This is a genomic window from Geodermatophilus sp. SYSU D00879 (genome assembly GCF_054050375.1).
In genome coordinates, this window is record NZ_JBJGZF010000015.1 from 110243 (window position 1) to 122527 (window position 12285).

At 74.2% G+C, this 12285-nt stretch carries 8 protein-coding genes; 6 read left to right on the forward strand and 2 right to left on the reverse strand.

Annotated features, from left to right (window positions below; translation table 11 throughout):
• Positions 1-55 precede the first annotated feature (55 nt).
• From glpK to ACI79B_RS18105, 3 genes are all read left to right on the forward strand, one after another.
• Positions 56-1576: a glycerol kinase GlpK gene (gene glpK, locus ACI79B_RS18095; protein WP_456929028.1), complete on the forward strand. Its 1521-nt coding sequence runs from the start codon at positions 56-58 to the stop codon at positions 1574-1576.
• Between the two features lie 79 nt (positions 1577-1655).
• Positions 1656-2918, forward strand: a complete 1263-nt coding sequence (mshC, locus tag ACI79B_RS18100) for a cysteine--1-D-myo-inosityl 2-amino-2-deoxy-alpha-D-glucopyranoside ligase (RefSeq protein WP_456929027.1) — start codon at positions 1656-1658, stop codon at positions 2916-2918.
• Entirely contained in the window at positions 2918-3949 is a 1032-nt protein-coding gene (locus ACI79B_RS18105; protein WP_456929026.1) for an HD domain-containing protein, read from the forward strand. The genes mshC and ACI79B_RS18105 overlap by 1 nt, the downstream gene beginning before the upstream one ends.
• Positions 3950-4344: 395 nt before the next feature.
• Here ACI79B_RS18105 and ACI79B_RS18110 read toward each other — a convergent pair whose 3' ends face one another.
• A complete protein-coding gene (locus ACI79B_RS18110; protein ID WP_456929025.1) occupies positions 4345-5208 on the reverse strand; it encodes a PAC2 family protein in 864 nt (287 codons plus the stop codon).
• Positions 5209-5368: 160 nt separating this feature from the next.
• On the opposite strand from ACI79B_RS18110, the gene metH reads away from it, so the two are divergent.
• Positions 5369-9172 carry a methionine synthase gene (gene metH, locus ACI79B_RS18115; protein WP_456929024.1) on the forward strand — a complete coding sequence of 1268 codons (3804 nt, stop codon included), beginning with the start codon at positions 5369-5371 and terminating at the stop codon, positions 9170-9172.
• Between the two features lie 43 nt (positions 9173-9215).
• Here the strand turns inward: metH and ACI79B_RS18120 are convergent, their stop codons facing one another.
• Positions 9216-10694, reverse strand: a complete 1479-nt coding sequence (locus tag ACI79B_RS18120) for an AAA-type ATPase lid domain-containing protein (protein ID WP_456929023.1) — start codon at positions 10692-10694, stop codon at positions 9216-9218.
• Positions 10695-10865: 171 nt separating this feature from the next.
• Here ACI79B_RS18120 and ACI79B_RS18125 point away from each other — a divergent pair, with 171 nt between their 5' ends.
• Together ACI79B_RS18125 and ACI79B_RS18130 are read left to right on the forward strand one after the other, a co-directional pair.
• The gene (locus tag ACI79B_RS18125; RefSeq protein ID WP_456929022.1) at positions 10866-11915 is read left to right on the forward strand and encodes an amidohydrolase family protein; all 1050 of its coding nucleotides are present in this window, start codon (positions 10866-10868) and stop codon (positions 11913-11915) included.
• Positions 11912-12285 (forward strand): iron-sulfur cluster assembly protein (locus ACI79B_RS18130; protein WP_457000233.1); only part of this gene is annotated, 374 nt, incomplete at its 3' end. The genes ACI79B_RS18125 and ACI79B_RS18130, both read left to right, overlap by 4 nt.

Here is a 12285-nt window from a genome sequence, read left to right on the forward strand (position 1 = left end):
GACCCTGCACCGTCCCCCTGCACCGTCCCCCTGCAACGACGCACCCGGAGGAACCGTGAGCAGCTACATCGCCGCCATCGACCAGGGCACCACCAGCACCCGCTGCATGGTCTTCGACCACGACGGCGCCGTCGTCGCCGTGGCCCAGAAGGAGCACGCGCAGATCTTCCCGCGCGCCGGCTGGGTCGAGCACGACCCGCTGGAGATCTGGAGCAACGTCCGCGAGGTGGTCGGGCAGGCGCTCGCCCGCGCCGACCTGGTCGGCTCCGACCTCGCCGCCGTCGGCATCACCAACCAGCGCGAGACCACCGTCGTGTGGGACAAGAACACCGGCGAGCCCGTGTACAACGCGATCGTCTGGCAGGACACCCGCACCGACCGCATCGTCACCGAGCTCGGCGAGCTCGGCGGGGGAGCGGACCGGTACAAGGAGAAGGTCGGCCTGCCGCTGGCCACCTACTTCGCCGGGCCGAAGGTGACCTGGATCCTCGACAACGTCGAGGGCGCCCGCGAGCGCGCCGAGCGCGGCGACCTGCTCATGGGCACGATCGACAGCTGGCTGCTGTGGCAGATGACCGGCGGCACCGACGGCGGCCTGCACATCACCGACGTCAGCAACGCCTCGCGCACCATGCTCATGGACTACAGCACCCTGGCGTGGGACGAGTCGATCGCCGCGGACATGCGCATCCCGGTGTCGATGCTGCCGGAGATCCGCTCGAACTCCGAGGTCTACGGCGAGGGCCGCAAGGCCGGCGCCCTGGCCGGGGTGAAGATCGCCGGCTCGCTCGGTGACCAGCAGGCGGCCACCTTCGGCCAGGTCTGCTTCCGGAAGGGCATGGCCAAGAACACCTACGGCACCGGCAACTTCCTGCTGCTCAACACCGGCGAGGAGGCGGTGTCGTCGCGCAACGGCCTGCTGACGACGGTCTGCTACCAGATCGGCGGCCGCAAGCCCGTGTACGCGCTCGAGGGCTCGATCGCCGTCACCGGCTCGCTGGTGCAGTGGGTGCGGGACAACCTGCGCCTGATCGGCGGCGCCGGGGAGATCGAGGCGGTGGCCCGCTCGGTGGACGACAACGGCGGCGCCTACTTCGTGCCGGCGTTCTCCGGCCTGTTCGCCCCGCACTGGCGCTCCGACGCCCGCGGCGCGCTGGTCGGGCTCACCCGCTACGTCAACCGGGGCCACCTGGCCCGGGCGGTGCTGGAGGCCACGGCCTACCAGACCCGCGAGGTCGTCGACGCCATGAACGCCGACTCGGGGGTGGCCCTCACCGAGCTGCGGGTCGACGGCGGCATGGTGGTCAACGAGCTGCTCATGCAGTTCCAGGCCGACATCCTCGGCGTCGACGTCGTCCGGCCCCGGATCGCCGAGACGACGGCGCTGGGCGCGGCCTACGCCGCGGGCCTCGCGGTCGGGTTCTGGGCCGACGAGGAGGAACTCAGCAGCCACTGGGCCGAGGACAAGCGGTGGCGCCCGGAGATGGACCAGGCCACCCGCGACCGGTACTACCGCAAGTGGCAGAAGGCGGTGACCCGGACCCTCGAGTGGGTCGACGAGGACGACGACCAGTAGGCGACCGGCTCCGCGGGCGTCGTCCCCAGGTGGGGACGGCGCCCGCGGGCGCGCCGGGGGCGCAACTAGGCTCGATGACGTGCTCAGCTGGCCCGCCCCGCTCCTGCCGACCCTCCCGGGCCCCGGTCCGGTCCTGCGGCTCTACGACACCGCGCGCGGGCAGGTCGTGGACACCGAGCCCGACGCCGTGGCGCGGATGTACGTCTGCGGGATCACCCCCTACGACGCCACCCACCTCGGCCATGCCGCCACCTACCTGGCCTTCGACCTGGTCAACCGGGTGTGGCGGGACGCCGGGCACGCGGTCCACTACGTGCAGAACGTGACCGACATCGACGACCCGCTGCTCGAGCGCGCCGAGCGCGACGGCGAGGACTGGGTCGTCCTGGGCATGCGCGAGACCGCGCTGTTCCGCGAGGACATGACCGCGCTGCGGGTGCTGCCGCCCGAGGACTACGTCGGCGCGGTGGCGGCGATCCCGATGATCGTCGCCCACGTGGAGACGCTGCTGGACGCGGGCCTGGCCTACGTCCTCGACGACGGCACCGGCGACGTCTACCACGACGTCGCGCAGGCGCCCGGCTTCGGCGAGGAGTCCGGCTACGACGAGGCGACCATGCTCGCGCTGTCCGCCGAGCGCGGCGGGGACCCCGACCGCCCGGGCAAGCGCAACCGGCTCGACCCGCTGCTGTGGCGCGGCGCCCGCGAGGGGGAACCGTCCTGGCCCGGCCCGCGCGGCATCGACGGCCGGCCCGGCTGGCACGTCGAGTGCGCCGCGATCGCGCTGGACACGATCGGCATGGGCTTCGACGTCCAGGGCGGCGGCAGCGACCTGGTCTTCCCGCACCACGAGTACTCCGCCGTCCACGCCGAGGCGCTCACCGGGACCAAGCCCTTCGCCCGGGCCTACGTGCACGCGGCGATGATCGGCCTGGACGGCGAGAAGATGAGCAAGAGCCGGGGCAACCTGGTGTTCGTCTCCAAGCTGCGCGGCGAGGGCGTCGACCCGATGGCGATCCGGCTGGCGCTGCTGTCGGGGCACTACCGCACCGACCGCGCCTGGACGCCGGACCTGCTGTCCACCGCCGAGGCCCGGCTGGCCACCTGGCGGCGGGCCGTCGCCCGCGACGCCGGTGCCCCCGCCGCGCCGGTGCTGGCCGCGCTGCGCGAGCGGCTGGCCGACGACCTCGACAGCCCCGGCGCGATCGCCGCCGTCGACGCCTGGGCGGCCGCCACGCTGGCCGGGGACGGGGAGGCCGAGGACGGCGCCCCGGCGATGGTGGCCGACGCCGTCGACGCGCTGCTCGGCATCGAGCTCGACACCGCCCTGCAGGAGGGCTGATGGGCGGGGGCTTCTGCTTCACCGACCGCGCCGCGCGCGAGCGGGAGGAGCAGGGCCTCGCCCCGGCCGCGGCCCGGTCGGCGGCCACCCGCGGCCGCGCCGTCGACGAGCCCGAGGACCCGCTGCGCACCGCGTTCGAGCGGGACCGGGACCGCATCCTGCACGCCAAGGCCTTCCGCCGGCTCAAGCACAAGACCCAGGTCTTCCTCAACCCCGACGGCGACCACTTCGTCACCCGGCTCACCCACACGCTGCAGGTCACCCAGGTGGCCCGGGCCATCGCCCGCGCGCTGGGGCTGAACGAGACCCTCGCCGAGGCGATCGCGCTGGGCCACGACGTCGGCCACTCGCCGTTCGGGCACATCGGCGAGGACGCCTTCGACCCCTACGTCCCCGGCGGGTGGCACCACGCGGCGCAGGGCGTGCGGATCGTCGAGGTGCTCGAGCACCTGAACCTGACCTGGGAGGTGCGCGACGGCATCCGCGCGCACAGCTGGAAGATCGCCCCGCCGCCGGCCACGCGCGAGGGGGAGTGCGTCCGGTACGCCGACCGGATCGCCTACCTGTCACACGACGCGCTCGACGCCGTCCGCGCCGGGGTGCTGCGGGTGCCCGACCTGCCCGCCCGCGCCCGCGAGCTGTTCGGCGAGCCCGGCAGCGCGATGGTGGGCGCGATGGTCGACGCCGTCGTCGCCGGGTCCCTGGCCGACGGCGGCGCGGTGGTCATGGCCGCCGAGCCGCTGGCGGCGATGGACGAGCTGCGCACGTTCATGTTCCGGCGGGTCTACCTGTCCGAGACCGCCGCGGGGCAGAAGCAGCTGGCGGTCGACGTCATCCGCCGGCTGGTCGACCACCACCTCGCCGCGCCCGGCCTCATCCCGGCGTCCTACCGGGACACCGAGGCCGACGTCGTCACCCAGGTCGTCGACTACGTGTCGGGGATGACCGACCGGTACGCGCTGGCCACCCACGACCGGCTCTTCGGCGACGACGCCGCCGCCCGCATGGCCCCGCTGCTGCGCCGCGAGTGAGCGTGCGGATCGAGGTCGTCACCCGGCTGGTGCTCGGGCCGTAGCTGCGGCGACTGCTGGTGCAGCGGGCCGCGCACGTGTGCGCGCCGGCCGAGGCCGCCTGACGCCGTCCGCTCCTGGGGTCCTCCTCGTGCTCCCGGGGTCCTGCAGCGCTCCGGGAGGACGAGGACGACCCGAGGAGTCGGGCGTTGCCGGCGTTCCTCGTGCACTGCCTGTGCTGCAGGACCGGCAATCCGCGAGGAACGCCCGCACTCCTGCCGGGCCGACCGTTATCCCCAACCCTGCCGCCGTCCGGAGCGGTGGGCGCCGAGGCAGGGGAGAAACGGTGATCAGGAGGAGCCCGCGGTCCCGCACGCCGCACGGGTCGGCGGCGTGCGGGACTCCGGCGGCAGCGCTCAGTTGGGCGAGGAGCCGCGACGGCGGAGGTAGCGCTCGAACTCGCGGGCGATCTGGTCGCCGTCGGCCTGGGACAGGTCGCTCTCCGCGGCGCGCTCCTCGAGCGAGCGCACGTACTCGACGACCTCGGCGTCCTCCTGGGCCATCTCGTCGACGGTCTTCACCCACTCGTCGGCCTGCTGGGGGAGCGCGCCGAGCGGCACGGCCAGCTCCAGCACCTCCTCGACCCGCTGCAGCAGCGCGACGGTGGCCCGCGGCGAGGGCGGCTGGGAGACGTAGTGGGGGACCGCCGCCCAGAAGCTCACCGCGGGCAGGCCGGCCTGCACGCACGCGTCCTGGAAGACGCCGAGGATGCCGGTGGACCCCTCGTAGCGGGAGGTCTCCAGGCCGTAGGTGCGCGCGGACTCCTGGTCGTAGGCCGAGCCGGAGACCGGGGTGGGCCGGGTGTGCGGGGTGTCGGCGAGCAGCGCGCCCAGCGCCACCACGGTCTGCACGCCGAGCTCCTCGCACAGCTCGATCAGCTCGGCGCAGAACCCGCGCCAGCGCATGTTGGGCTCGATCCCGCGGATCAGGACGACGTCGCGGTCGCTGCCCGGCGGGCGGGCCACGGAGATGCGCGTCGTCGGCCACTCGATGCGCCGGCTCACCCCGCCCACGAGCGAGACGGTGGGCCGGTTGACCTGGAAGTCGTAGTAGTCCTCGGGGTCGAGCGCCGCCAGAGGGGTGGCGTCCCAGATGAGCTCCAGGTGCTCGAGCGCCCCGGTGGCGGCGTCCCCGGCGTCGTTCCAGCCCTCGAAGGCGACCACCGCCACCGGCTGGTTCAGCTGGGGCAGTTCCTCGGGAGCGGACTTCGGGTCGATCACCCCTGCGAGCCTACGTCGGTCGGGCGGCCCGGCCGGGGTGGAGCGGGATGGGAAGATGTCCCGGACGTCCCGGGTTGCTCCCCGGACCACCCGGCTCCGGTGTGGGGCACGCTTGCACAGGAGTTCCCGGCACCGTCCCGAACGCACCCCGAGGATGCCCGTGACCGACGCCCCCGACCTCCGGCCCGACGCGACGGCGGAGCTCACCGCCCTGATGGAGCAGCGGATCCTCGTGCTCGACGGCGCGATGGGGACCGCGATCCAGCGGGACCGCCCGAGCGAGGCCGGCTACCGCGGGGAGCGCTTCGCCGACTGGCCGGTCGACGTCCAGGGCAACAACGACCTGCTGGTGCTCACCCAGCCGGAGCTGGTCGCGGGCATCCACCGCGAGTACCTCGACGCCGGCGCCGACCTCGTCGAGACCAACACCTTCAACGCCAACGCCGTGTCGCTGGCCGACTACGGCATGGCCGGGCTCGCCCGGGAGATCAACGTCGCGGCGGCCCGGCTGGCCCGCCGGGAGGCCGACGCGGCCACCGCGCGCACTCCCGGCCGGCGCCGCTACGTGGCCGGCGCCCTCGGCCCCACCACCCGGACGGCGTCCATCTCGCCCGACGTCAACGACCCCGGCGCCCGCAACGTCACCTTCCCGGAGCTGGTCGCGGCCTACCTCGAGCAGGCCGGCGGCCTGGTCGACGGCGGCGCGGACGTGCTGCTGGTCGAGACGATCTTCGACACGCTCAACGCCAAGGCCGCGATCGTCGCGCTGGAGACGCTGTTCGAGCAGCGCGGCCGCCGCTGGCCGGTGATGATCTCCGGCACGATCACCGACGCCTCCGGCCGGACGCTGTCGGGGCAGACCACCGAGGCGTTCTGGCACTCGGTCCGCCACGTGCGGCCGCTGGTGGTCGGGCTCAACTGCGCGCTGGGCGCGAAGGAGATGCGGCCCTACGCCGCCGAGCTGGCGCGGATCGCCGACACCTTCGTCTCCTGCTATCCCAACGCCGGGCTGCCCAACGCCTTCGGCGAGTACGACGAGGCGCCGGCCGACACCGCCGGCGTGCTGCACGGCTTCGCCGAGGACGGCTTCGTCAACGTCGTCGGCGGCTGCTGCGGCACCACGCCGGAGCACATCGCGGCGGTCGCCGCGGCCGTCGAGGGCCTGCCGCCGCGCACGCCGCCGGTGGTCCGCCCGGCGCTGCGGCTGTCGGGGCTGGAGCCGCTGACCGTCGACGCCGACTCGCTGTTCGTCAACGTCGGCGAGCGCACCAACATCACCGGCTCGGCCCGCTTCCGCCGGCTGGTCCGCGACGGCGACTACGCGACGGCGCTGGCCGTCGCCCGCCAGCAGGTCGAGGCCGGCGCGCAGGTCATCGACGTCAACATGGACGAGGGCATGATCGACGGCGTCGCGGCGATGACCCGCTTCACCCGCCTGATCGCCGCCGAGCCCGACATCTGCCGCGTGCCGGTGATGGTCGACTCCTCCAAGTGGGAGGTCATCGAGGCCGGCCTCCAGCAGCTGCAGGGCAAGTCGATCGTCAACTCGATCTCGCTGAAGAACGGCGAGGCGGAGTTCGTCGAGCAGGCCCGGCTGTGCCGGAAGTACGGCGCCGCGGTCGTCGTCATGGCCTTCGACGAGGACGGCCAGGCCGACACCCTCGAGCGCCGGCAGCGGATCTGCGGCCGGGCGTACGACATCCTCGTCGACCGGGTCGGCTTCCCCGCCGAGGACGTGATCTTCGACCCCAACGTCTTCGCCGTCGCCACCGGCATCGAGGAGCACGCCCGCTACGGCCTGGACTTCATCGAGGCCACCCGCTGGATCAAGGAGAACCTGCCGGGCGCGCTGGTGTCCGGCGGCGTCTCCAACGTCTCGTTCTCCTTCCGCGGCAACAACCGCGTCCGCGAGGCCATCCACGCCGTCTTCCTCTTCCACGCCATCGCCGCCGGCATGGACATGGGCATCGTCAACGCCGGTGCGCTGGAGGTGTACGAGGAGGTCCCCGAGCGGCTGCGCGAGCGGATCGAGGACGTCGTCCTGGCCCGCCGGCCCGACGCCACCGAGCGGCTGCTGGAGATCGCCGGGGAGTACGCCGCCTCCGGCGCCGCCGAGGAGGCCGCCGCGGAGGAGTGGCGGGCGCTGCCGGTCGAGGAGCGGATCACCCACGCGCTGGTCAAGGGCATCGACGAGTTCGTCGAGGCCGACACCGAGGAGCTGCGGCTGGAGATCGCCGCGCGCGGCGGCCGGCCGATCGAGGTCATCGAGGGCCCGCTGATGGGCGGGATGAACGTCGTCGGCGACCTGTTCGGCGCCGGGAAGATGTTCCTGCCGCAGGTGGTGAAGTCCGCGCGGGTGATGAAGAAGGCCGTGGCCCACCTCGTGCCCTTCATCGAGGCGGAGAGGCAGCCCGGCGACGCCGACCGCACCAACGGCACCGTGGTCATGGCGACGGTGAAGGGCGACGTCCACGACATCGGCAAGAACATCGTCGGCGTCGTGCTGCAGTGCAACAACTACGACGTCGTCGACCTCGGCGTCATGGTGCCGGCGCAGAAGGTGCTCGACACCGCCAAGGAGGTCGGCGCCGACGTCATCGGCCTGTCCGGGCTGATCACGCCGTCGCTGGACGAGATGGTCGACCTGGCCGCCGAGATGGAGCGGCAGGGCTTCGAGGTGCCGCTGCTCATCGGCGGGGCGACGACGTCGCGGGCGCACACCGCGGTCAAGGTGGCCCCGCGGTACCACGGGCCGGTCATCTGGGTGAAGGACGCGTCGCGGTCGGTGCCGGTCGTCGCGGCGCTGCTGTCCGACGAGCAGCGCCCCGGCCTGCTGGCGGCCACCGACACCGAGTACGCGGCGCTGCGCGAGCGGCACGCCGCGCGCACCGACACCCGCACGCTGCTGCCGCTGGCCGCCGCACGCGCCGCCGCGCCGGCGCTGGACTGGTCGGCCTACACCCCGCCGCGGCCGAGGATGCTGCTGCAGCAGACCCGCGACGTGTGCACCGGGCCCGCCTGCGACCACGCGCACGGCGACGCCGCGGTGGCGCACACCCGGGTGCTGCGCGACTACCCGCTGGAGGAGCTGCGCGGCTACATCGACTGGCAGCCGTTCTTCACCGCCTGGGAGATGCGCGGCCGGTTCCCCGACCTGCTGCACAACCCGGCCACCGGCGACGCCGCCCGGCGGCTGTTCGCCGACGCGCAGCAGATGCTCGACCGGATCGTCGCCGAGCGCTGGCTCACCGCCTCCGGCGTGTTCGGCCTGTTCCCGGCGGCCCGGGTCGACGGCGAGGACATCGCGGTCTACACCGACGAGTCCCGCACGCGGGTGCGCGCGGTGCTGCACCAGCTCCGGCAGCAGACCGAGGGCCGCGACGGCGCCCCGCGCAAGTCGCTCGCCGACTTCGTGGCGCCCAGGGAGACCGGGCTGCGCGACCACGTCGGCGCCTTCGCCGTCACCGCCGGGCTCGGGTCGGCCGAGCGGGTCGCGGCGTTCAAGGCCGCCCACGACGACTACTCGGCGATCATGCTCGAGGCGCTCGCCGACCGGCTGGCCGAGGCGTTCGCCGAGCGGCTGCACGAGCGGGTGCGCCGGGAGTTCTGGGGTTACGCCGCCGACGAGCGGCTGGACAACGACGCCCTGATCGCCGAGCGCTACCGCGGCATCCGGCCCGCGCCCGGCTACCCGGCCTGCCCCGAGCACACCGAGAAGCAGACGATCTGGGAGCTGCTCGACGTCGAGGCCTCGATCGGGCTGCAGCTGACCGAGTCGATGGCCATGTGGCCGGGCGCCGCGGTCAGCGGCCTGTACTTCTCGCACCCGGAGGCGCGGTACTTCAACCTGGGCCGGCTGGGCCGCGACCAGGTCGAGGACTACGCCCGCCGCAAGGGCTGGACGCGCGCCGAGGCCGAGCGCTGGCTGGCCCCCAACCTGGGCTACCGCACCGACGACGACTGAGCGGTTCCGCCTCCCGCGCGCGAGAGGCGGAACCGGGCCGGCCTCAGCGCTGCGGAACGGTGATCTTGTACTGGGCGATCTTGCGGTAGAGGGTCGCCCGGCCGATGCCGAGCTCCTCGGCGACGCGGGTCATCGTGGTGCCCGGCTCGGTCAGGCACCGCACGATCTCGTCGCGCTCGAGCCGCTCCAGCCGGGACAGCGGCCGGGCGCCGCCGTCGAGCACCTCCGGCGCCAGGTGGTGCACGTCGACGACGTCGGCGCGGGCCGCCGCGTCGCGCACCACCCGCCGCAGCTGGGCGACGTTGCCCGGCCAGCCGCAGGCGGCCAGCGCCCGGGCCGCCCGCGGGGTGAACGCCACGTCCCGGTGCCGCTCCTGCCGCGCGGTCCAGGCCGCCAGCGGCAGCACGTCGTCGGCGCGGTCGCGCAGCGGCGGCACCTCGACGACGGCATCGGCCAGCCGGGCGATCGGCTCGGGCAGCGCCGCGAACTCCGGCGCGGTGAGCACCGCCGGCTGCGGGCGCCCGGCGCGGCGGACCGCGGCCAGCACCTGCGCCAGCTCCCCGGCGGCCCAGGCCGGCAGCCGGTGCAGCCCGGAGACGATCACGCAGGTGTCGGCGTCGCGCAGCTCGGGGGTCCACAGCTCCAGCCACGGCGCGACGTCCCCGGCCTCCGGCGCGCGGGCCTGCAGCAGCCGCTGCCGGCCGGGCAGCCGCCGCCGGGCCAGCGCGGCCGCCGTCGCCTTGCCCGCCCCCTCCTCGCCGACGACGACCGCCAGCCGGCCCGAGGCGACCGCGACCGCCGCCCGGTCGACCGCCGCCCGCCACGCGGGGGAGACGCACGGGTCCCCGTCGTCGGGGGCGAGCGAGCCGCCGACCACCCGGAACACCTCGCCGCGCGGCGCCGGGCGCAGCAGCCGGCCGCCCGAGCGCACCGCCATGAGGGCGCTGGTGGCGCTGGCCGCCGTCTGCGCCAGGCCCAACAGCAGGTCGGAGGAGGAGTCCGACCAGGTGGTCAGGTTGATGCTGCCGGCCAGCTCGCCGGTCACCGGCTCCAGCACGGGCGCGGCGGCGCAGGTGTAGCCGCGCAGGTCGGTGACCCAGTGGTCGTGGGCCCGCACCAGCGACGGCGCCCGGTCGGCCAGCGACAGGCCCAGGCCGTTGGTGCCGGCGTTGCGCTCGGCGTAGGAGAAGCCCGGCGCCAGGTGCACCCGGTCCAGCGCCCGCTGGATCGAGGTGTCGTCGCCGATCCGGGCCAGCACGAACCCGGCGGGGTCGGCGACCATGAGGCTCACCGGCTCGTTGGCGATCGTCGACTGCAGGTCGGTGAGGACCCGGTGTGCGCACTCGTAGAGCAGCGACCCGGTGTCCGGGCTCCCGGTGAACACCGGCACGACCTCGTCGGGCGGCACGCCGTAGCCCTGGCTGCGCCGCCACGACGCGCGGACCCGCGGGGCGCTGCCCCGGTCGGCCGGCACGGTCGCGGGCAGCGGCTCCGGCGGGGTGACCAGCTCGTCCACGGTCACCTCCGGACAGCAGGACACCTGTGGCCTGTGTCACCGGAAGGTACCTGCCGCCGCGGCGGCCGGGGCGTCTCAAAGTGGGACACCGGGACGGTTCTCGGCGCCTCCCGGCCCGCCCTAGCGTCGGCGACGGAGGTGACCCGCCTCACAACCGGAGCCGACGGAGGCCGACGGATGTACACCAAGGACGGCGAGCAGTACTACGTGGTGGACGCGCACATCGCGCTGTGGGACGCCCGGCCGGAGAACCAGCGCAACGTCCACGGCAAGCAGTTCATCGACTGCTTCTACGACTACCACCGCAACCTCAGCCCGGAGTCCGAGACGTGGGGCTACGAGGAGTACCTCTACCAGGGCGGCGAGCGGCTGATGCGGGACGTGTTCGTCGACGGCATCGTCGACCACGCGGTCTTCCAGCCGGCCCGGCTCGCGGAGTTCTACCACCGCGGGTTCGGCCAGACCGAGGAGGCGCTCGCGCTCGCGCAGGCGCACCCGGACAGGCTCACCTACAACCACTACTGGGACCCGCGCGACGGCGAGAACGGCCTGGACGTGCTGCGCGCGAACGCCGAGCGGATGCACCTCAAGGGCGTGAAGCTCTACACCGCCGACTGGCACGGCGAGTCCCGCGGCTGGAAGCTCACCGACCCGATGGCCTACCGCTACTTCGAGCTGTGCCGCGAGCTGGGCATCCGCAACATCCACATCCACAAGGGCCCGACGATCCGGCCGCTGGACCGGGACGCCTTCGACGTCGCCGATGTCGACCACGTGGCCAGCGACTTCACCGACCTGACCTTCGTGGTGGAGCACTGCGGGCTGCCGCGGCTGGAGGACTTCTGCTGGATCGCCACCCAGGAGCCCAACGTGTACGCGGGGCTGGCCGTGGCCATGCCGTTCATCCACACCCGGCCGCGGTACTTCGCCCAGATCATGGGGGAGCTCGTCTACTGGCTCGGCGTGGACCGCATCCTGTTCTCCAGCGACTACGCGCTGTGGACGCCCAAGTGGCTGGTGGAGAAGTTCGTGGACTTCCAGATCCCGGAGGACATGAGCCCCGAGTACGCGCCGATCACCACCGAGGAGAAGAAGAAGGTGCTCGGCCTCAACGCCGCCCGCCTCTACGACCTGCCGGTGCCCGAGCACCTGCGGCTGCCCCTGGCGGACGAGACCCAGACCGGCCCCCGGGAGCCGGCCGCGGCCGACCTTGCGGGCGTCCGGTGACCGCCGTCCTGCCCGACCTCGCCGCCGAGGTCCGCGCGGCCCTCGGCACCGTCGTCGACCCCGAGCTGGACGAGCCGGTCACCGACCTCGGGTTCGTCCGCTCGGTGGCCGTCCACGGCGGGACCGTCGAGGTGCACCTGCGGCTGCCGACGTCGTTCTGCGCGCCGAACTTCGCCTGGCTGATGGTCTCCGACACGCACGACGCCGTCTCCGCCGTCCCCGGGGTGCGGCGGGGGGGGGGGGGGGGGGGGGGGGGGGGGGGGGGGGGGGGGGGGGGGGGGGGGGGGGGGGGGGGGGGGGGGGGGGGGGGGGGGGCGGGGGGCGGGGGGCGGCGGGGGGGGGGGGCGCCGCGCGGCGGGCGGCTCCGTCG